This window comes from Schaalia sp. HMT-172 (genome assembly GCF_030644365.1).
Taxonomy (GTDB): Bacteria; Actinomycetota; Actinomycetes; order Actinomycetales; family Actinomycetaceae; genus Pauljensenia.
This window is the reverse complement of the sequence record NZ_CP130058.1, coordinates 2,454,822-2,474,827: the sequence shown is the minus strand read 5'-3', so window position 1 is coordinate 2,474,827 and position 20,006 is coordinate 2,454,822. Positions and strand designations below refer to the sequence as shown.

Annotated in this window: 16 protein-coding genes and 4 pseudogenes; 10 read left to right on the top strand and 10 right to left on the bottom strand. The window is 65.1% G+C overall.

From position 1 onward, the window contains the following. The first annotated feature begins 154 nt into the window (after positions 1-154). From QU663_RS10360 to QU663_RS10340, 5 genes are all read left to right on the top strand, one after another. Positions 155-1,201: an autoinducer 2 ABC transporter substrate-binding protein gene (locus tag QU663_RS10360; RefSeq protein WP_021611491.1), complete on the top strand. Its 1,047-nt coding sequence runs from the start codon at positions 155-157 to the stop codon at positions 1,199-1,201. Positions 1,202-1,373: 172 nt separating this feature from the next. Further along, positions 1,374-2,900 carry a sugar ABC transporter ATP-binding protein gene (locus tag QU663_RS10355; protein ID WP_021611489.1) on the top strand — a complete coding sequence of 509 codons (1,527 nt, stop codon included), beginning with the start codon at positions 1,374-1,376 and terminating at the stop codon, positions 2,898-2,900. After that, the gene (locus QU663_RS10350) at positions 2,900-3,901 is read left to right on the top strand and encodes an ABC transporter permease (protein WP_021611488.1); all 1,002 of its coding nucleotides are present in this window, start codon (positions 2,900-2,902) and stop codon (positions 3,899-3,901) included. The genes QU663_RS10355 and QU663_RS10350 overlap by 1 nt, the downstream gene beginning before the upstream one ends. A 9-nt stretch (positions 3,902-3,910) precedes the next feature. Continuing rightward, the gene (locus QU663_RS10345) at positions 3,911-4,957 is read left to right on the top strand and encodes an ABC transporter permease (RefSeq protein WP_021611487.1); all 1,047 of its coding nucleotides are present in this window, start codon (positions 3,911-3,913) and stop codon (positions 4,955-4,957) included. Beyond that, positions 4,944-5,507: an RpiB/LacA/LacB family sugar-phosphate isomerase gene (locus tag QU663_RS10340; RefSeq protein ID WP_021611486.1), complete on the top strand. Its 564-nt coding sequence runs from the start codon at positions 4,944-4,946 to the stop codon at positions 5,505-5,507. Before QU663_RS10345 ends, QU663_RS10340 begins: the two co-directional genes overlap by 14 nt. Before the next feature lie 509 nt (positions 5,508-6,016). Here QU663_RS10340 and QU663_RS10335 read toward each other — a convergent pair. Together QU663_RS10335 and QU663_RS10330 are read right to left on the bottom strand one after the other, a co-directional pair. Further along, positions 6,017-6,539: pseudogene (locus QU663_RS10335) on the bottom strand (ISL3 family transposase); the annotation flags it as partial. 95 nt (positions 6,540-6,634) lie between these two features. After that, positions 6,635-7,426 (bottom strand): hypothetical protein, encoded by a 792-nt coding sequence (locus tag QU663_RS10330; RefSeq protein ID WP_084437398.1) that lies wholly within the window; start codon positions 7,424-7,426, stop codon positions 6,635-6,637. 61 nt (positions 7,427-7,487) lie between these two features. On the opposite strand from QU663_RS10330, the gene QU663_RS10325 reads away from it, so the two are divergent. Further along, positions 7,488-8,060 carry a hypothetical protein gene (locus tag QU663_RS10325; protein WP_021611481.1) on the top strand — a complete coding sequence of 191 codons (573 nt, stop codon included), beginning with the start codon at positions 7,488-7,490 and terminating at the stop codon, positions 8,058-8,060. An 84-nt stretch (positions 8,061-8,144) separates the two neighbouring features. Further along, a pseudogene (locus QU663_RS10320) lies at positions 8,145-9,063 on the top strand (methionine adenosyltransferase domain-containing protein); the annotation flags it as partial. A 334-nt stretch (positions 9,064-9,397) separates the two neighbouring features. Here QU663_RS10320 and QU663_RS10315 read toward each other — a convergent pair. The 8 genes and pseudogenes from QU663_RS10315 to QU663_RS10280 all read right to left on the bottom strand — a co-directional run bounded on the left by QU663_RS10315 (position 9,398) and on the right by QU663_RS10280 (position 16,312). Further along, positions 9,398-9,784, bottom strand: coding sequence for a hypothetical protein (locus QU663_RS10315; protein ID WP_232210919.1), 387 nt, complete (start codon positions 9,782-9,784; stop codon positions 9,398-9,400). A 145-nt stretch (positions 9,785-9,929) separates the two neighbouring features. Next, a pseudogene (locus QU663_RS10310) lies at positions 9,930-10,946 on the bottom strand (IS256 family transposase); the annotation flags it as partial. A 30-nt stretch (positions 10,947-10,976) separates the two neighbouring features. Then, positions 10,977-11,843 carry an IS3 family transposase gene (locus QU663_RS10305; protein ID WP_304990589.1) on the bottom strand — a complete coding sequence of 289 codons (867 nt, stop codon included), beginning with the start codon at positions 11,841-11,843 and terminating at the stop codon, positions 10,977-10,979. Next, entirely contained in the window at positions 11,843-12,154 is a 312-nt protein-coding gene (locus tag QU663_RS10300; protein ID WP_304990588.1) for a transposase, read from the bottom strand. The genes QU663_RS10305 and QU663_RS10300 overlap by 1 nt, the downstream gene beginning before the upstream one ends. 72 nt (positions 12,155-12,226) lie before the next feature. Further along, positions 12,227-12,559 (bottom strand): annotated as a pseudogene (locus QU663_RS10295) (transposase); the annotation flags it as partial. 42 nt (positions 12,560-12,601) lie between these two features. Next, positions 12,602-12,853, bottom strand: coding sequence for a hypothetical protein (locus tag QU663_RS10290; RefSeq protein ID WP_232210945.1), 252 nt, complete (start codon positions 12,851-12,853; stop codon positions 12,602-12,604). 267 nt (positions 12,854-13,120) lie between these two features. Beyond that, positions 13,121-14,026 (bottom strand): SDR family oxidoreductase, encoded by a 906-nt coding sequence (locus QU663_RS10285; RefSeq protein WP_021612410.1) that lies wholly within the window; start codon positions 14,024-14,026, stop codon positions 13,121-13,123. A gap of 681 nt (positions 14,027-14,707) precedes the next feature. Then, a complete protein-coding gene (locus tag QU663_RS10280; protein WP_034481865.1) occupies positions 14,708-16,312 on the bottom strand; it encodes an MFS transporter in 1,605 nt (534 codons plus the stop codon). A gap of 150 nt (positions 16,313-16,462) precedes the next feature. Here QU663_RS10280 and QU663_RS10275 point away from each other — a divergent pair, with 150 nt between their 5' ends. The 3 genes from QU663_RS10275 (at position 16,463) to QU663_RS10265 (ending at position 19,871) form a co-directional block, all read left to right on the top strand. Further along, complete coding sequence (locus QU663_RS10275; protein WP_021612407.1) at positions 16,463-17,005, top strand: DUF4956 domain-containing protein; 543 nt, start codon at positions 16,463-16,465, stop codon at positions 17,003-17,005. A gap of 96 nt (positions 17,006-17,101) precedes the next feature. Next, entirely contained in the window at positions 17,102-17,923 is an 822-nt protein-coding gene (locus QU663_RS10270) for a polyphosphate polymerase domain-containing protein (RefSeq protein ID WP_021612406.1), read from the top strand. A 94-nt stretch (positions 17,924-18,017) separates the two neighbouring features. Next, positions 18,018-19,871: a carbohydrate-binding domain-containing protein gene (locus QU663_RS10265; RefSeq protein ID WP_021612405.1), complete on the top strand. Its 1,854-nt coding sequence runs from the start codon at positions 18,018-18,020 to the stop codon at positions 19,869-19,871. The last annotated feature ends 135 nt before the right edge of the window (positions 19,872-20,006 follow it).

Below are 20,006 nucleotides of genomic sequence, written 5' to 3'. Positions count from 1 at the left end.
AACGCCCGGCACGCAGCAGCACCGCACAAGCGACACCGCGGGAGTGGCCAGCAAGGAAGCACAGCCACCCCACGCGCCGCCGCACCCCAGCGGAGCCGCCGCACGCACAACCACAACCCCAACACCGATGTTGACCACACCCAGAGGAGTTCCGATGAAGTCCCGCCTCGCAGCAACAACGCTCGTCACCGTGTCCGCATGCGCCCTCGCACTCGGCGCCTGCACGATGGACGACGCCTCCCAATCCGCATCTGGCACCAAGACCGGCGGCGGAGACGGCAACTACACGATCGCCGTCGTCCCCAAGGACGCCACCAACCCCTGGTTTGTCCGCATGGAAACCGGCGTCAACAAGTACGCCGCTGACACGGGCATGAACGTCTTCCAGAAGGGCCCCGCCGAAACCGACGCCACCATGCAGGCTCAAGTCATCCAAGACCTCATCGCCCAAGGTGTCGACGCCATCTGCGTCGTCCCCGTCGACCCCGGCGCCATCGAACCTGTCCTCAAGCAAGCCATGGACGCAGGCATCGTCGTCGTCACCCACGAGGGCGCCTCCCAGCAAAACACGATGTACGACATCGAAGCCTTCAACAACACGGAATACGGCGCGTTCATCATGGACAACCTCGCCGAAGCCATGGGTGAAGAAGGCGTCTACACCACCATGGTCGGCCACGTCACCAACGCCTCCCACAACGAATGGGCAGACGGCGCCGTCGCCCACCAAAAGGAGAAATACCCCAACATGACGCTGCTCGAAGCCGAGCCCCGCGTCGAATCCCAAGACAACGGTGAAACCGCCTACCAGACCGCCAAGGAAGTCCTCAAGAAGTACCCCGAAGTCAAGGGCATCCTCGGTACCTCCTCCTTCGACGCGCCCGGCACCGCCCGCGCCATCGACGAACTCGGCCTGAAAGGCAAGGTCTTCACCGCCGGCACCGGCATGCCCGCCGCCAACGCGCAAATCCTCAAGGACGGATCCGTGTCCACCCTGACCCTGTGGGATCCCGCGAACGCCGGCTACGCGATGGCCTCCTTGGCCACGAAGATCCTCAACGGTGAAAAGATCGAAGACGGTGTGAACCTGGGCGTCGAAGGCTACGAAAGCATGCACTTCTCGCCCGGCTCCACCAAGGTCCTCGAGGGCACCGGCTGGCTCAAGATCACCAAGGACAACGTCGACTCCCTCGGCTTCTGACCCGCTCTCAGGCGACGACCACCCGGGTGCCACGGCCTCGTCACCCACTCCAATGACGAGGCCGTGGCCGGGCCACCCCGCGCACGCAGTGACGCGCGCGCCCCCTCGCGTCACGCGACCGCGCGCGTGAGGGCGTCCCCCGGGCGGCGGGATACGTTGGAAAGGACACCACATGGACACCCCAGTGCTGGCGGTACGACACGTCAGCAAATCCTTCGCAGGCGTGCGAGCCCTGGTCGACATCGACCTGGAGATCGCGCCCGGAGAAATCCACTGCCTGGCCGGCGAAAACGGGTCGGGCAAATCCACCCTCATCAAGGTGATCTCCGGGGTGCACACCCCCGAACACGGGACGGTCTCGATTGACGGTCGCGACTTCACGCGCCTGACGCCGTCCGCTGCCATCGACGCGGGCGTGCGCGTCATCTACCAGGACTTCTCCATCTTCCCCAACCTCTCCGTCATGGAGAACATCGCGCTGGGCAGCGAAGTCGCGGCCGGGCGTCGCCTGGTGAACCGTTCCCGCATGCGTGAGGTCGCGCGCGAGGCCGTAGCGAAGATCGGCTTCGACGTGGACCTCGACGAACTTGTCGGCAACCTATCCGTCGCCGACAAGCAGCTCGTCGCCATCAGCCGCGCCCTCATGGGCGACGCGAAGCTCATCATCATGGACGAGCCCACGACCGCCCTCACCAAGAAAGAAGTGCGCGCCCTCTTCGACATCGTCGCCGACCTCCAATCGCGCGGCATCGCGATCCTCTTCGTGTCCCACAAGCTCGAAGAAGTCTTCGAAATCGCGGAGCGCTTCACGATCCTGCGCAGCGGCCACAAGGTCATCACCTGCCCGAAAGAAAAGCTCGACCGAGCCAGCTTCGCCCGCCACATGACGGGGCGCGACTTCGCGGAGGAACGCTACCAGAGAGGAGACATCGACGAGGCCCCGGTCCTCCAGGTCGAAGGCGCAACCGTTGCCGGCGCTTTCGCCGACGCCTCCCTGAGCGTGCGGCCCGGCGAAATCCTCGGCATCACCGGCCTGCTGGGTTCCGGACGCACCGAGCTGGCCATGTCCCTCTTCGGGATGCTGCCCCTCGACTCCGGTCGCATCCGCGTCGCAGGCCAGGACGTGACCCTGCACGGCGTGCGCGACGCGATCGAAGCCGGCATCGCCTACGTGCCCGAAGACCGCCTCACCGAAGGCCTGTTTCTCTCGCGCTCGATCGGCGAAAACATCACGATCTCCGAGATGGAATCCTTCACCAAAGCCCTGGGATTCATCGACAAGAAAGCCATCCGCGCCGAAGAAAAAAAGTGGGTGAAACGCCTCGACGTCGTCACACCCGACCCCGCCAACGCCGTCAACACCCTCTCGGGCGGCAACCAGCAAAAGGTCGTGTTGGCCAAGTGGCTCGCCACCAAACCCTCCGTCCTCATCCTCAACGGCCCCACCGTCGGCGTCGACATCGGCTCCAAATTCACGATCCACTCCATCCTGCGCGAACTCGCCTCCCAAGGCATGGGAGTCATCATCATCTCCGACGACATCGCCGAAGTACTCACCAACTGCTCGACAATCGCCATCATGCGCGCCGGACACCTGAGCGAGCCCATGAGCCCCGACAACCTCACCGAAGCCGAACTGACACGGCTCCTGTCCGAGGACCACGCCCCGGCCTCGTCCACTGAAGGGGGAGAAAACTAATGCCCCGACTCATCACGAAAGTCCTGCGCGCCAACGAATTCTGGGTGTTCCTGGTCATCGCCGCGCTCACCCTCGTCATCCAGGCGCGCTCCGGACAGTTCTACACGGCCAACAACCTCGTCGACCTGGCCGGCGCGATGGTGGTTCCCGGACTCTTCGCCGTCGCCGCCCACCTGGTCCTCGTCTCCGGCGGCATCGACGTGTCCTTCCCCGCGCTGGCCTCCCTTGCGGTCTACATGACCACGAAGATGCTCGTCGACAACGGATGGAACGGGCCCGTCATCGTGCCGTTCCTGATCGCCGCCGCCCTCGGAGCCATCCTGGGCGCCTTCAACGGCATCTTCACCTCCCGGCTGACCGTGCCCACGCTGATCATCACCCTGGGCACCGCCAACGTCTTCAACGGCGTCATGCAGGGCGCACTCAAATCCGTGCAGATCAACACGATTCCCGAATCTATGCGCGCCTTCGGATTGTCGTCCCTGTTCGTCGCCCGCAACGAAAGCTCCGGCCTGCAGTCCTCCATGCCCGTGTCCTTCCTGATCCTCGTCGCGGTCGTCGCGGTCGCCTTCTTCATCACCCGATACACGATGTTCGGGCGCGCCCTCTTCGCCATCGGCGGCGACGAGTCCGCCGCCGCCCGCGTCGGCTTCAAGGTGCGCGCCACCAAGTTCTGGCTCTACGTCCTCGTCGGCGTCATCGCCGCCCTGGCCGGCATGGTCCGCACCTGCTCCATGGGACAGATGCACCCCACCAACCTGCTCGGCATGGAAATGATGGTCATCGCAGCCGTCGTCCTGGGCGGCACCGCCATCACCGGCGGCAAGGGCTCCCTCACCGGCGTCATGCTCGGCACGCTGCTCATCGTCATCGTCCAAAACTCCATGATCCTCATGGGAATCCCAACGTTCTGGCAGGGCTTCGCCCTGGGCCTGCTCATCATCGTGGGAACCGGCGTCTCCGCGCTCCAGGTCATGCGCGCCCGCCGCAACGCACACTAGGAGGACCACATGTCAACGCTTCTCGCATCCCCGCGCCTCGCTTTCCTCAAAAAAGACAGCTACATGACGCGCCTCGTCATCGTCTTCGTCCTCCTGCTCATCTTCTTCGCCGCCGCGCGCCCCGGCCCCTTCTTCGCCGTGCGCACCTGGCAGTCAATGGCCGTGCAATTCCCTGAATTCGGCCTCATGAGCCTGGGCGTCATGTTCACCATGTTCACCGCCGGCATCGACCTGTCCGTCGTCGCCATCGCGAACGTCACCTCGATCTGCGCCGCCCTCACGCTGCGCGCCACCCTCGCCGAGGCCGTCACCCCCTCGTCCTTGGCCATGGCCGTCCTCATCGCGCTGGGCGTCGCCCTGGTGGTCGGGGTCGTGTGCGGACTCATCAACGGCATCCTCGTCGCGGTCCTGAAGATCCCGCCCATCCTCGCCACCCTGGGCACCCTCGAACTCTTCGGCGGCGTCGCCCTCATCCTCACCGAAGGCAAACCCGTCTCCGGAGTCCCCGCAGCGTTCGGGATGATCTTCACGGCGAAGGTGGCCGGCCTCGTCCCCGTCCCCCTCGTCGTCTTCCTAGTGTGCGCGGCCGTCGCCGGCGCCATCGTCGCCTTCACGGGATTCGGCACGACGATCCTCATGCTCGGCACCAACGACACCGCGGCGCGCTTCTCGGGACTGAAAGTCACCAGCCTCCTGATTCGCACCTACGTCCTCTCCGGCGTCATGGCCGCCATGGCCGGCATCGTCATGCTCGCGAACTACAACTCCGCGAAAGCCGACTACGGCGCCTCCTACACGCTGCTCACCGTCCTCATCGTCGTCCTCGGCGGCGTCAACCCCAACGGCGGATCCGGGCGCCTGGGCGGCGTCCTCCTGTCCATCCTCATGCTCCAGGTCCTCTCCTCGGGCCTGAACATGTTCCCCAACATCTCCAACTTCTACAGGCCCCTCATCTGGGGCGGCGTCCTGCTGCTCGTCATCTGCATGAACGAGGGCCTCTTCTCCTTCCCCAAACTGCGCAAACTCCTGAAAGGACGTTCCCATGCTGACAGTTAAAGACAAGCACGTCGTCGTCGGCGCCGACTTCGCCGGATTCCCCCTCAAGGAAGCCGTCAAAGCCCACCTCGAAGAACGCGGCTGGACCATCACCGACCTGACGCCCGACGCCGACACCGCGCCCATGTACCACCGCGTCGGCTTCGCGCTCGGCGCCCAAATCGCCGAAGGCACCTTCGAGCGTGCCCTCGCCTTCTGCGGCACCGGCATGGGCATCCACATCGCCGCCTCCAAGTGCCCGCGCGTCCACGCCGCCGTGTGTGAATCCGTGCCCGCCGCGCGGCGCTGCGCCGCCGCCAACAACGCAAACCTGCTCGCCATGGGCGCCTTCTACGTCGCCCCGCGCACCGCGATGGCCATGGCCGACGCCTTCCTCGAGTCGTCGCTCGGGTCAGGGTACGAGGACTGGGAGGGCTTCTACGAGTACCACCGCATCGGGTACGACGAATGCGACAACTTCGACTACGAGGCATACAAAGCCAATGGCTTCGAGGTCGTCGACCCGGGCTTCGCAGTGCTCGCGGAGCAGCCGAAGGGGTTGGCGTACTGAGGTTGCGTTGATGTGACACAGGTGGGGCTCCCACACGGGAGCCCCACCTGTGTGAATGGGCCGTGGAGGCCGCAACCCGCCTACGTTGGGAACGCGAACCGGGAGCTCCCGTGTGAAGGGGCTGTGGCCAGGGGTTCCCGGGCCACAACTACGCGCGTATCCGCCGAGGGAGTCCCGGCCTCGGCGGCAGAAAGAAGCTGCTCCTCCCAGAAAAGTCGCATGCAATTCCCCTTGGTCAGTTTTCGATATGCCCTGAAAACGTTGGAATTGCAACGGTCAGATTTCAAGGTTTGAATAATGTGTTGGGGAATTGCATGCGACATTTGTGGGGAACCATGCGGGTGTGCCGCGCATTCGCCGGGTGCTCCCAGGGTTCGTCGGGCGCTCCCCGGGCTCGCGCCCCTACTCCCGCAGCCTCGCCGTGGATTCGCGGATCGTGAGGACCGGGCTGAAGGTCTGGAGTCGCTCAGGCTGCGGCGAGGATCTCGTTGACGAGGTCGATGCCCTGTGGTGTGGCGCCACACGTGTTCATCCACGCCAATGACGCGCACGCCGTCGAACCGTGCTGGATCATTGATCAGCAGGCGCGCCCCTTCGGCCAGGACAGCAGTGTTAGCAGCTCTTCCAGGACACGCCCAGGGCCTGGGCGACGCGCGCCACCGTCACATGATGAACGACCACGCCTGTCAGTGCTCAGCGCACCGCTGCACGCGAGAGCTTGGCGCGCGGATCGGCCGCTTGGCTCATGTCTTGGCGCCACACGTGAGCACACTCTGGGCACCGGTAGCGGCGCACGCTCACGTGCAAAACCGTGGGACGCCACCCGTAAGGTTCATGCGCCAAGCGCCTGACCACCGTGTCACGAGCCACGCCCTGGCACCCGCAGCGTCGACACCACCGATCCTCACCAACAATGCGGCACGCCAACACTGCACGGTCTGGCCAAATGCGCTGACCCGTCACCTCCAACCCCAAGCCATCCAGACGCGTGAACGCGCTCAGATCGGGACGATCAAAGATAGTATTAGGCATGTTGAGGTCTTTCGGATGGACGGTGTAGGAATCTCCATCATCGGAAGACCTCGACCCCTACACAACCACGACACGCCGAACCCCGCCCAACACCCCTACATCCTCAAATGCGAAGAGCCAAGATACCTGGCCCCAGCCACTGCGGAATAAAGTGCCCAAGCACCCATGAAGAAGACCAGGTTTTCCTGCCAGTCCATGACGAGAATCTCGTGTGTGCGAGTACTGTAATAGAACGAGTTCGTGACAGCAAGTAGTAATGCTGCTGCCCCGCTTGACAAGAGTCGTATCCACAGTGCCTTCAGTCGCGGTTGCGGCCATCGTCGTGGCGGGTCAACTATCAAAAGAACCAGGCCGGCGAGGAAGGTTCCATAAAGCGGAAGAACCATCAAAAGAGTGCCAGCTGCGGAGAGTCCCGCGGCGGGGATATAGAAAATCCCGAAGCAGATTCCTATCCATGTCGTGTAGGTACGGATCGCGTCCCTGATCGTGTGAGCAGGTGTGCCAAATCGGGCGGAGCTGCTCATGAGCATGTGTCCTGCTACTAGCGTGAAGACAATCCAACCGAGACCGAAAGATAGGAGCGTCTCACTCCAGTGTTGAGATCCATAGTGGGTGGAAGCAACTGCATCAAACGCGATGAGCATGGTGGCTGCAAATCCTGCACCCAATACTCGGATCAGTAATGCTCGCCAGAGCGGTGGCTCCCATGTTGATGGCCGATCAATGACAAAAAGCAGCAGCCCGGCGAAAGGTGCAAGCAACAATGGAGTGTTCACCGGGGCGACTTCAGCAGTGAAGAGCAGAGAACCGGGCACTATCGCGAAGCCGAGGATGAGCCCTACCCAATACACGTAGGTCCGAACGAATAGTTTTAAAGACTCAACCACTCACACCTCCCATGGACTTCAGTACCGATATCATGACGATTCTACGGCGGGGAGGCGACCCATGGTCAAAGATGGCGCCAACAGGGGCGGACGCCGCGTGCGTGCAGGCGCGAAGCCCGGCCCGCTGGGCGAGAAACTCGCCGCCGGACGCCCCGCCACACGCCTGGAAGACCCGCTCAACGAACCCTTCGACGTCGCAGGTAATGACATTGGCGACGGTGCGGTGCGTGCCGGGGAGACGATGCCCGAACCATCGGACTATCTGTCGGAGATTCAGAGTGACGGCAAACCGCTTGGCGCTGACCTCGTCTATCGGGAGACGTGGCAGTGGCTCGATCAACGTGGCTGTTCCCATTTCGTGGCGCCTCGCCTGATTGAGGCGTATGCGCAGGCGTTTGCCCGGTATGTGCAGTGCGAGCAGGCGATCTCCAAGTTCGTCCTGCTCGGCAAACACCCCACCACCGGTGCTGCCATCGCCAGACCGTTTGTCGCCATGTCCCAGAGTTTCGGAAAGCAGGCGAATGTGTATTGGTACGAGATTTACGAGATCGTGCGCGCCACCTGCACCACCGACTACGCGGGCACCACGCCCGGCGAAGAGGTGATGGAGCAGCTGCTCAACGCCCGCTCCTAACCGCCCCTCATGATCTTCGCGTCCACTCTCTAGTGGGGTGGACGCTTTCTTGTTCCCCTCCGATTCGTGGAAGCGTGTGTGCTTATGTGTTCGATTTGTACTGCCGAGTCTGTGTGTGCTGGTCATCCGGACAAGTTGGCCGATCAGATCGTCGACCAGTTCCTCGACGACATCCTCTACGACAACAAGGACGCACGGGTGGCGGTGGAGGTGATGGCAGCCGGTCGGCGGATCATCGTCACCGGCGAAATCACCACCAACCACCGCCCGCGTATCCGGGAGTCTGTGCGCACCGCCCTCGCGCGTGCCGGATACAGTCCGCTCGGGATCCTGATCTACGTGTGGACGCGCCGCCAATCGAGCGACATCAACGCCGGGGTCACCACCTCGCTGGAGGCACGCGGTGGTGATAGTTCGGCGTTCGCGTTGCAGGGGGCTGGCGATCAGGGCACGGTCTACGGTTACGCCACCGCCGAGACCCCTGAACGCCTCCCGCTCCCGCTCGTCCTGGCACATCGCACCTGCGAGCGTCTCGATACTGCCCAGGTCGAGGGGACGATCTGCGGGATCAACCCGGACGGCAAGGCCCAGGTGAGTGTGCGTTATGACGACACCGGTACCCCCGCCACCGCCGAGACCGTCGGGTCTCGGTGCAGCATGAGGCGGGCAAGGATCTGGCCGTGTTGGAGCGTGAGGTGCGCTCGCTGATTGTGGCCCGGCCTGCCAGACCTACCTACCCATAGACGAGCACACCGAAATTCTTGTGAATCCGTCGGGTCGGTTCGTTGAGGGCGGGCCGCGAGCCGATACCGGGCTGACGGGCCGGAAGCTCATGGTCGACACCTACGGCGGGCTCGGGTCTCATGGTGGGGGCGCGTTCTCCGGCAAGGACCCATCCAAGGTCGACCGGTCAGCGGCCTACATGGCTCGCCTGATCGCTCGTACGATCGTTGACGCCGGGCTGGCCGCTCGCGTGAGTGAGGGGGTGCGGTTCCCGTTGGGGAGCCCCCACCGGTGTGACGGGGGTGTTGTGGCCGGGGGTTCCCGGGCCACGACTATGCGTGCATCCGCCTGGCCAGCCCCGGCCTCGTGGCGGGCAAAACGCGCACGCCCCTAAAATGTCGCACGTAATTTCCCTCGGTCAGTTTTCGATATGCCCTGAAAACGTTGGAATTGCAACGGTCTGATTTCATAGTTTGAATAACGTGGCGGGGAATTACGTGCGACATTTGTGGGGAACCATGCGGGTGTGCCGCGCCCTCGCCGGGAACCTCCACTCCCTCGGCCTCGCCGTGGATTCACGGATCGTGAGGACCGGGCTGAAGGTCTGGTGTTGCTCAGGCTGCGGCGAGGATGTCGTTGACGAGCTCGACGCCTTCCGGTGTGGCCAGGAGTGGGCGGTCCTCGGGGTGCTCGTTGAAGTGCCGCATAAGGGCGTCGAGGCCGGTGTAGGGGATGCCGATGCGCTCGGACGAGATGCCCCATGGTCCGTCGTATATGTCAGGGTCTGCGTGAAGAATCATTGTTGGACTGCTGACGGTGTGGATGGTGACGTTATCCGTCCACAGGATGGTGACGTCACGGTCGTTCGGGTCTTCCTCGACGGACAGTAGCTCCGGGAAGTGGAAGGAGATTCCCTCAGGAGTCAGAGTTGTCTTTTGCTTGTCAGTCAGGGCGATGACGAGGTCCTTGCCGGGATTGCGGCTGCACTCGAGGAAGGCCATGGACGCAGCGGCGAACACATATATCGCGGCATGGAAGGGCTGTCCGGTCGTGAAACCCGCGTCCATCGTGCCGCCCGCGAAGGCGTAGAGCAGAAGTCCGGTCGTGATGAGCGCGAGAGCCTGTCAATTTTTCTGTGTATGGGGGTTAGAGGTAGGGGGTGATTCGGTCGGGGTAGGCGGTGGTGAGTTGGGCGAGGGCTTGTTTCCAGTTGGTGGTGGTGTGTCCTTCGATGAGGCGGGTGTGTCCTGTTCGTTTGTTGGGGGGTTTGCCAGCGTCTGTGAGGCGCTGGGCGGCTCTTTTGTCTTCGATGTTGCAGATGGCGAGCCACAAGAGTTTGACGGCGGCTTCTTCGCTGGGGAAATGCCCGCGGTTCTTGGTGATTTTGCGTAGCTGGTAGTTCAAGGACTCGATAGCGTTGGTGGTGTACACGACGCGGCGCAGCATGGGCGGGAACGCCAAGAACGGCGTGAAGCGCTGCCAGGCGCGCTGCCAGGTGGCAACCGTTTGGGGGTAGCGCGCTCCCAGGTCGCTGGCCGCGAAGTCCTCCAGCGCCCCTCGGGCGGTTTCCTCGTTGGGCGCGCTGTACACGGCCTTGAGAGCCGCGGCGACGCTCTTGCGGTCCTTGTAGGACACGAAACGCATGGAGGCGCGGATTAAGTGAACGACGCAGGTTTGGACCATGGACTGGGGCCAGGTCGCTTCGATGGCTTCAGGCAGGCCAGTAAGTCCGTCGCAGCACACGATCAGGACATCGCGTAGGCCTCGGTTGGCCAGCTCGGCGCACACGTGGGCCCAAAAGGAGGCGCCTTCATCGGCTTGGACCCAGATGCCCAGCACGTGCTTGACCCCCTCCATGTCCACTCCGACCGCCAGGTGAGCGGCCCGGTTCTCCACCCTGTGATCGCATCGGACTTTGATGCGGATCGCATCCAGGTAGATCACCGGGTAGAACGCTTCTAAGGGGCGGTGCTGCCACTCCAAGACGGCCTCGCACACCGCGTCAGTGATCGTAGAAATCGTCCCAGCGCCCACCTCCACGCCCAGGGTGGAGGCCAGGTGATGGCGGATATCGCGTACCGTCATCCCCCCGGCATACAAGCTGATAATCATCGAATCCAAACCATCAAGGCGCCGCTGTCCTTTACGCACCAGGCGCGGGGTGGGGTTGTGCGCAAGTTGTTGACGGTTTGTTTATGCGGCTGTTGTCCAGGCCGCTTGGTGTAGTTCGTATTCGATGGGGGATTTGCCGCCGAGGCTGGTGTGGATGCGGCGGCGGTTGTAGAAGTCTTCGATCCAGGTGGCGACCCCGGTGTAGACCTGGTCGCGGGTGGTGAAGGTACGCCGGTAGTAGTACTCGGTTTTGAGGGTGGCCCAAAAGGATTCGGCCATGGCGTTATCCCAGCACACTCCGGCCCGCCCCATCGACACTCTTCCTTTCACGGCGCGCATGTAGGCGGCCAGCTTCTGGGAGGTGAACTGTGTTCCCCGATCAGCGTGGAGCACGACCCCTGTGGGGAAGCCGCCACGGGTGGTGGCGGCCATGTCGAGCGCGGTGATGACCAGGTCGGTGCTTTGCTGCTCGCCCATGGCGTATCCGAGCACTCTACGCGAGTGCGCATCGCGCACGGCGCACAGGTAGACCCAGCCTTGGGCGCAGCGCAGGTAGGTAAAGTCCGTGATCCATACGCGATCAAGAGCGCCTTGGTCCCACTGGCGGGCGCAGTGGTCCTCATGGGCCACAGGTCCCCGTCCGCCGCGCCGGGCTGGGCGTGGGTGCGTGTTCAGGCCTGTCAGGCCCTGGCGGCGCATCGACGCGGCGACCGCACGCACCCCCACATCCACGCCCGCGCGCGCCAGAGCATGGCGGATGCGAGGAGCCCCATACGTGCCGCCCGACACCTCGTGTTCCCAGGCCACCGCCTCATCCAAACGCCGACGCGCCGATGCGCGCTTGCCCCGCTGGGGTGCACGGTTTTTCCACGCGTAATAGCCCGCGCGCGTGACCCCTAAAACCTTAGCCATCAAAGCGATCGAGTAGGAAGCCTTCTGCGCGTCCATCAGTTCAAAGCGCTGGTGTTTTGGTGCCGAGACGCGAAGAAGGCGCTGGCTTTTCCCAAAAACTCATTCTCCTTCTCCAGCTCGCGCACCCTCCGACGCAAAGCAGTGATCTCAGCTTCCATCTCACGCGGATCAGGACGACCCTCACGCACGGCCTGGCGCCGCTCGCGCTCGAGTTTGACCCACCGGCCCACCACCGATTCACCCAGCCCTAAATCCCGGGCCACAGACGCGATCGAAGACCCCGTATCCAACACCAAAGACGCAACATCACGACGATACTCCGGCGTAAAACGACGACGAGTTCCCATAACAGGCACCTCACTCTCCGCAGGCACACACACCCGCTTAACGAAGTGTCAACAACACAAGCCTAACCCCAGGGTGAACGAGCCCGCCCGGTCCCGGGGAACCTCGATCTCGAAGGCTCCCACCTCCGACATCACGGTCTTCTTCGTCGTGCCGTTCCTCGTGTTCGAGCGCGCCTGCCCACTGGCCTGGCCCTTCTCATACCCCAAGTGCTCGGTCAGCTCCGCGGCCAACCCGCGCTCCAACGCCTCCTTAAGCAACGCCGGCAACAAGCCCTCGCTACCCGTCATCTCGACCTCGCCAGCATCAAGACGCTCAAACAACGCATCCAACGCCCCCGAGCGACGAAGCTCCTCCACCGTCTCACGCCCACTAGCGCGAGCCACAACAACATCATCATCATTCATCATGCATCAATCCTTTCAAACAAAAGACGGATACACAGACAATTAAACACGCCCGAGCGCGATGGACTGGTGGTTGCCCGGAATAACGATGGAGCCGTCCTCGAAATAGGGGCGCGATGACCAGAATGGGCGCACACTCTTTTCGATGAGGTGGGGAAGTGCCGCGCACAGATACAGGGGGAACCAGATGAAGAGCAGCTGTAGTGGGCCGATGCGAATGAACGAGAAAACCCAGTAGGCGCCCACCGCCAAGACGGCGTTAACGACAATGGTGATCGTAGTGAGCTTCCACAAGTCTCGCGCCACCAGGTCCACGCCCCGGGGAGAACTGTCGTGGGGTCTTCTTGCCAAAAATGAGGAAGGGCGAGCCGCGGTCACCACCCTGCTGGGGCGTCGGAATGCTACAACCGAAGAGTGCAGGAGGGCTCAATGGTCATGATCCGACGCTACCAGGAGTGTGACGGAGGCATCAAGCATGAGCGCATGAAGCGACCCCGGCCTCGTCGAAACGAACGGCGCGTCACGACGAGGCCGGGGCCTAGCAAGCCTTTACCGCGACAGTCAGCGGCCCGACGCGAGCGCCGCCCGGGCGACCTCCTCGAAGGTGAGTGGGTCGTGGCCCGTCACGTCGCGCACGGTCGTGGACACGACGTCCATCTCGCCGCGGGCGATCGACGTGTAGGTCGACACCCACGAGTCGTACTCCCACTGGGCGGCCGGCCACTTCTTGCGCGAGTCGTAGGCCTCCTCAACGGTTTCGCGCACGTAAGTGACGGGGCGCCCCCTCACGCGGGTGAGGATCTGCGTGATCTCCTCAAGGGTCAGGGCTTCGGGGCCCGTCACGTCGAGGGTCTGATTCTCATAGCGCCCCGGATCGGCCAGGATCCCGGCGGCCACGCGCCCCGCGTCCTCGCGCGCGATCACGCCGACTCGCCCGTCGCCCGCGGGCCCGAGGATGCGGCCCTCCTCGTCGGGCAGCTCCACGAAAAAGTCTGCGTAGAAGTTATCGCGCAAGAACGTGTACGTCATGCCCGACGCCTTGATGTGCTCCTCCGTGTGGAAGTGCGTGCGCGCCAGCGTGAACGTCGCGTCCGCCGCCGCGTTCATAAACGACAGGTACACGATGTGGCGCACTCCGGAGGCGGCCGCCGCGTCGACGAAGGCGAGGTGCTTGGACAGGCGGTCCTCGCTCTCGGGCGCGGACACCATGAAGAGAACGTCAACGCCCGTGAGGGCCTCGCGCGAGGCCGGGGTGTCCTCGTATGAGCACTGGACGGCGTGCGCGCCGGGCAGCTTGGGCGCGCGCGACGGCGTGTTCGCGAGCAGGCGTAGCGGCAGGCCGCGCTCGGAGAGGAGCCGGGCGACCACGCCGCCGACGTTCCCGGACGCGCCGGTGACCGCGAGGGGCGCGGACGAGGCCTGGGTCGGCTCGTTCGTCTGGGTGCAGGGAGTGGGGGTCTTCGTCATGCGGCTAGTGTGCCACTGCCAGTGTTGTCTATGCGCACGCCACACGCGCTTTGAGCCGCGAGCGTACCGGGACTGTCAGGGGCGAGCGCCGGATTCGGGGCGGCCCCTGGATGCGGGGCGGCCCCTGGATGTGGGGAGATAGCTGATGCGCGTTCGCTGGCGCGTACTCTCCTCCCTGAAAAGTCGCATGCAATTCTCCTCGGTCAGTTTTCGATATGCCCTGAAAACGTTGGAATTGCAACAGTCCGATTTCAAAGTTTGAATAACGTGTTGGGGAATTGCATGCGACATTTGTGGGGAACCATGCGGGTGACTGTGGGAGTCGGCGGGTGTGCGGGTGTGTGGTGTGTCGAGGCCTGCGCGGGGCCTGCAGGGCCTGGCCGGGCTTCGAGATCGATCACTCCGAGCCGAAGGCTCGCGTGTGGCGATCTCGCGGGCGGGCAGGCCCCGCGCGGGCCTCAGGCGTAGGAGAAGCAGGACTGCGGCCAGCCGGGCCCCGGGCGCAGGAGAAGCGGGCAGGCGCCGCGCGGGCCTCAGGCGTAGGAGAAGCAGGCCTGCGGCCAGCCGGGCCTCAGGCGTAGGAGAAGTGGGCAGGCCCCGCGCGGGCCTCAGGCGTAGGAGAAGCGGGCTTGCGGCCAGCCGGGCAGAGAGGCCTGGCCCCGGGCCCACGCAGGGAAGCGGCTACACCCCGTAGCGCCGCGAGAAGTCGTGCTCGAACTGTTCGAGGGAGACGCCTCGTGTCTCGGGCACGATGAACAGGTAGAAGCACAGGGCAACGACGTTGATGACGCCGAACGTCAGATAGGTCCACGTGGCGCCCAAGTGGCCGATCATGATGGGGAAGAGCCACGTGACGATGGCGTTCATGATCCAGCCGCAGCCCACGGCGAAGCCCTGGGCGACGCCGCGGATGCGCGCGGGGAAGATCTCGGAAACCAGCACCCAGTTAACGGTGCCGGACTGCTTGGCGAACACGAACAGGGACACGAGGACGAGGACCAGCCACGGCAAATAAGAAGGAATGTCGGGCGAAATGCTCCCGTCGGCCAGCGTGTAGGGGCCGATGCCGAGCCCGAAGATAAGAGCGAGGGCGAACAGGGAAACGGTGACGCCCGTCTCCTGGTAGATGCCGACGTGGCGTCGAGCAAGCCTGGACACGAGATACAGGCCGAAGGCGGCGCCCACGCACGCGACGGCCCCCGTGATGACGTTGAGGGTGATCGAATCGGCGGAGCTGAAGCCGGCGGCCGCCAGGATCTTCGGCAGGTAGTACATGGCGGTGTTGATGCCCGTCAGCTGGTCGAAACACGCCAGGCCGATGCCGATGAACAGGAGCCTCCGGGTCCACGCGACCGACGCGGTGCGCCGCAGCGTCCAATGACCCTGGCTGGCCTCGGTGGCGTGCAGCGCGACGATCTCGCTGATCTCGGCGGCCACGTCGTCGCGGCGGGGGTCACGGATGCGCTTGAGGGCGCCCACGGCCTCGTAATAACGAGCTTTTGACGCGTACCAGCGGCCCGACTCGGGCATGAGGCGCATCCCGACCCACAGGAGCACAGCGGGGATCGTGGCGAGCACCAGCATCCACCGCCACGCCGACCCGTCGCCCGCGGTGATGACGGCGGTCGCGACGCGGGAGGCCTCGTCCCACGAGTACCACTGCCCGGGCGTGAGCGTGCCCGACGGGTCGGCGCTCACGAGGACGCGCGGCCCGCCGTGCGCGTGGGAGAGCGCCGCGTTCATCGAGTAGGCGAGGAGCTGGCCGAACACGATCATGAACTGGTCGAGCGCCACCAGGGCGCCGCGCATGCGCGTGGGCGCGGACTCCGACAGGTAGATCGGCACGGTCGCCGAGGCGCCACCGACCGCCAGGCCGAGAACGAAACGGAACAGGTACAGCACCCAGATGTTGGGCGCGACGGTGCATCCGATCGTGCCGACGATGAACACGACGGCGAGCAGCAGGATGTTGTGCCGCCGCCCGTTGCGGTCCGACAGGCGCCCGGCACCGATCGCCCCGATCGCGGCGCCGATGGCGAGGACGCCGCCGACCAGGCCCTCCTCGAACTCGTTGATCCCGAGTCCGCCGGCCACGCTCGGCATGTACATGTACGGCAGGGCGCCCGCGATGACGCCCGTGTCGTAGCCGAACAGCAGGGAGCCGAAAGTCGCGATGGCGGCGAGGAGTTTCACGGAGCGCGCCGGGCCCGAGGCCGGGGTTTCCTCCGTGAGTGTGCGCAGTTCTCGGTCGGTGGGGGCGCCGATGGCCCCAGGTCGGGTGCTCATGGGTTCCATTGTGCGACAGTGAGCGCCGTTGCGCCCGAGTGTCTGGCATTCAGGATTATCCCAGGAAAGTCATAAGGGACGAATGAGGCGTTCATAGGTTGTTCATAGGGTCGCGTGGGGAAATAGGTGCATCGACAAAAGGAGACACCAATGACCGCCCTGATTCTCATCGCCATTGACCTGGTCGCCATGGCCGCCCTCGTGTTCGGCCTGTACTTCCCACGGCACCGCCGCGCCGACCTGGTCGCAGCTTTCCTCGGTGTGAATGTCGGCGTCCTCGCCGTCACGATCATCCTCGCGAACTCGACCGTGAGCGCGGGCCTGGGCCTGGGTCTCTTCGGTGTCCTCTCGATCATCCGCCTGAGGTCCGATCAGATCTCGCAGACGGAGATCGCCTACTACTTCGCGTCACTGGCCCTCGGCCTCCTGACGGGCATGTCGTCGGCGGTGACCCCGCTCCTGGGCGGCCTGATCGCCCTGATCCTCGTGGCCCTCGCCTTCGGCGACTCGAAGCTGATTTTCGGCCGCTACACCTCGCAGACCGTCCAGCTGGACCGCGCGATCGCGGACCCCGACGAGCTGAAGGCGGCCCTCGAGCAGCGCCTCGGCGCGTCCGTCGCCTCGGTCAACGTCGTCAAGCTCGACCTCGTGAACGACCTGACGCTCGTCGACGTCCGCTCGAAGGTCGCCTGACCCGCCTGCCCGCCCCCGGCTTCGCCCCCGGCCCTGACAGCAGACTCGGCCTCGCCGCCACAGCCCCGCAGACCGCCTCTACTAAGGACACGACTCATGAACGCCACCCTGAACGCGACTCTCGCAGACCTCGAGACGATTGGCCTCGACGAACTGAATGAACGCGCCGCGATGCTGACCCGCGTGGACCGCAAGTACGCGCTGGACGCGGCCACGGCCTCGTCGGTCCTGAGCCGCCTCCCCGAGGAAACCCGGGTCCTCCAGATCGCCGGCCAGGTGTCCCAGGGCTACGCCTCCACCTACTACGACACCCCCGACATGGATTCGTACCTGCTGACCGCGCTCAAGCGCCGCCGCCGCTTCAAGGTCCGCGCCCGCACCTACCTGTCCACCGGCGCCTCCTTCCTGGAGGTCAAGACCCGCGGCCCGCGCGGCGTGACGGTTAAGAAGCGCATGTCGATCTCTTGGGACGAGGCCGGGGCGCCTCTCGCGGGCGAGCGCCGTTCGTGGGTCGCGGGCAAGGTTGAGCACACGGGCTACGCGCACCTGGTGCCTGCCCTCGAGCCGGTCCTGGCCGGATCCTACGAGCGCAACACCCTGCTCCTGCCCGACGGAGCGGGCCGCGCGACGGTGGACACGGACTTGACGTGGCGCTCGCTGCGCACGGACGGCACTGAGGTCGCACGCCCCGACCTGGTCATCATCGAAACGAAGTCGGGTGCGACCCCGTCCGTCGTCGACCACCTCTTGTGGGAGGGCGGCGTGCGACCAGTCAAGATTTCCAAGTACGGGACCGCGATGGCCGCCATGCACGACCTGCCCGCGAACAAGTGGCACCGCACGCTGCTCCGGTACTTTCCCGAGTACGTGGAGGCCCCCGAGCTCGCGCGCGAAGCGCCCCTCGCGATGGCCGCCTGAGCGACGTCATAGGCGCGCAGTCGTCGAAATCGCGCGACACGTAAGCGCTGAGCATAAGAAACATAAGCCTAAATTGCATGAAAGAGACATACACATGAAAGCCCTGAAGAAGATCATGACCCCCGCCCGGACGATCGGCGCGATCGCCCTCGTCGGAACGCTGGCGCTGGGAGCCTGCGGGGCCTCGGGCGCTGCGTCCTCCGGTGGTGGCGCGACGAGCGCGACCACTGCCGTCGCGGCCGCCGGAACCAACGGCGACACGACCGCGCCGCCCACCGCGGCCGACGCGCTGGCCTCGAACGCGAAGGCCTCCTACGTGAAGGACAGCGACTGGAAGGCCTCGGACGCCTTCGACGTGACGCTCAGCGGAACGACCGCCTCCTCCTCGTCCGACGCCGTGAGCGTGAGCGACGGCGTGCTGACCATCTCCAAGGCCGGCGTCTACAAGCTCAGCGGCTCCTTCACCGGCAAGGTCGTCGTGGCCGCCGGGGCTGAGGATCGGGTCGTCCTGATTCTCGACAACGCGACCATCACCTCGTCCACGGGCGCCGCGATCGAGGCGACCAGCGGTGACGACCTCGTCCTGTCTCTTCAGGGCACCTCGACGGTCACGGACGGCACCTACACCGGCACGGAGGATGCGAACGCGGCCATCTACGCCGACATGGATCTGACGATCACCGGGTCGGGCACGCTCACCGTGACCTCCGGCGCCTCGGACGCGATCACCTCCAAGGACGACCTGTACGTCCTGAGCGGCACGATCAACGCGACCGCCTCGGATGACGGCCTGCGCGGCAAGGACTCCCTGACGATCGCCGGCGGCACCGTCACCGTGAACTCCGGCGGCGACGCCCTCAAGTCCGACCAGGACAATGACGACACCAAGGGCTACGTGTCCATTGTGGACGGCACCGTCACCCTGACCTCGGGAGGCGACGGCATCGACGCGTACACCGACGCGATCGTCACCGGCGGCACCCTGTCGATCACCTCGGGCGGCGGCGCATCGGCCGGCGAACCCGCCTCCGGCTCGGCCAAGGGCATCAAGGTCGGCACGTACGTCATCGTCGACGGTGGCACCACCACCATCGACTCCGGGGACGACGCCATCCACTCCGACGGCGCGTTGCGCCTGAGCTCCGGCACGATCACCGCCGCCTCCGGCGACGATGGCGTGCACACCGAGGTCGCTGCCGTCCTGGACGGCGCGAACGTGACCGTCACCCAGTCGAACGAGGCGCTCGAGGGTGGCCTCATCACGATCGCGGGCGGCACGATCGACCTGACCTCCACGGACGACGGCATCAACGCCTCGGGCTCGATCACGGTCGAGGCCGGCCTGGCCGCCACCGCGGAGACCACCGAGGATACGACCACCACGACCACCACCCAGCAGATGGGCCCCGGCGGCATGGGCGGCGGCTCGATGGAGGACACCGGCGAGCAGCTCACCATTAGTGGTGGCACCGTGACCGTCAACGCGAACGGCGACGGCATCGACTCCAACGGCTCGCTGACCATCAGCGGCGGCACGACCACGGTCTACGGCCCGGCCTCCGGCGCGAACAGCAGCCTCGACTCCAACGGCGCCATGAGCATCACGGGCGGCACGGTCATCGCCTTCGCGACGGGCGAGATGGTGGAGACGCCGACCACGACCGACGGCCAGGGCTGGATCTCCGCCTCCGCGACCGGATCCGCCGGGTCGACGGTGACGATCACCGACGCCAACGGTTCGGTCCTGGGCACCTACACCTCGCTCAAGGCCTTCGGAAACGTCATCTACTCGACCTCTGGCATGGCCAACGGCTCCACCTACACGGTGAGCGTCGACGGCACCGAGACCTCGGCGACCGCCGGCGAGGGCGGCATGGGGATGGGCGGACAGCCCCCGGCGGGCGGTCCGGGACAGGGTGGCCAGCCCCCGGCCGCACCCCAGAACTGACGGCTCCTCCGATCAGCGACCAGCCCCCCGGCGGGCGGTCGGAAAGGCAGGCGCTGAGGCGCCGGCCTACGGGCCGGACCTGAGAATCGGAGGGCCGACAGCAGTCAGTGACAACTGACGCCCCCATAACTGTGC

Coding starts and splice junctions, on each gene's coding strand:
- QU663_RS10315 (WP_232210919.1), bottom strand. CDS start 9,784: ATGGCCTTCCTCGAGTGCAGCCGCAATCCCGGCAAGGACCTCGTCATC.
- QU663_RS10340 (WP_021611486.1), top strand. CDS start 4,944: ATGCTGACAGTTAAAGACAAGCACGTCGTCGTCGGCGCCGACTTCGCC.
- QU663_RS10325 (WP_021611481.1), top strand. CDS start 7,488: ATGGTCAAAGATGGCGCCAACAGGGGCGGACGCCGCGTGCGTGCAGGC.
- QU663_RS10345 (WP_021611487.1), top strand. CDS start 3,911: ATGTCAACGCTTCTCGCATCCCCGCGCCTCGCTTTCCTCAAAAAAGAC.
- QU663_RS10300 (WP_304990588.1), bottom strand. CDS start 12,154: ATGGGAACTCGTCGTCGTTTTACGCCGGAGTATCGTCGTGATGTTGCG.
- QU663_RS10270 (WP_021612406.1), top strand. CDS start 17,102: ATGAACGCCACCCTGAACGCGACTCTCGCAGACCTCGAGACGATTGGC.
- QU663_RS10280 (WP_034481865.1), bottom strand. CDS start 16,312: ATGAGCACCCGACCTGGGGCCATCGGCGCCCCCACCGACCGAGAACTG.
- QU663_RS10350 (WP_021611488.1), top strand. CDS start 2,900: ATGCCCCGACTCATCACGAAAGTCCTGCGCGCCAACGAATTCTGGGTG.
- QU663_RS10275 (WP_021612407.1), top strand. CDS start 16,463: ATGACCGCCCTGATTCTCATCGCCATTGACCTGGTCGCCATGGCCGCC.
- QU663_RS10285 (WP_021612410.1), bottom strand. CDS start 14,026: ATGACGAAGACCCCCACTCCCTGCACCCAGACGAACGAGCCGACCCAG.
- QU663_RS10265 (WP_021612405.1), top strand. CDS start 18,018: ATGAAAGCCCTGAAGAAGATCATGACCCCCGCCCGGACGATCGGCGCG.
- QU663_RS10305 (WP_304990589.1), bottom strand. CDS start 11,843: ATGGACGCGCAGAAGGCTTCCTACTCGATCGCTTTGATGGCTAAGGTT.
- QU663_RS10355 (WP_021611489.1), top strand. CDS start 1,374: ATGGACACCCCAGTGCTGGCGGTACGACACGTCAGCAAATCCTTCGCA.
- QU663_RS10360 (WP_021611491.1), top strand. CDS start 155: ATGAAGTCCCGCCTCGCAGCAACAACGCTCGTCACCGTGTCCGCATGC.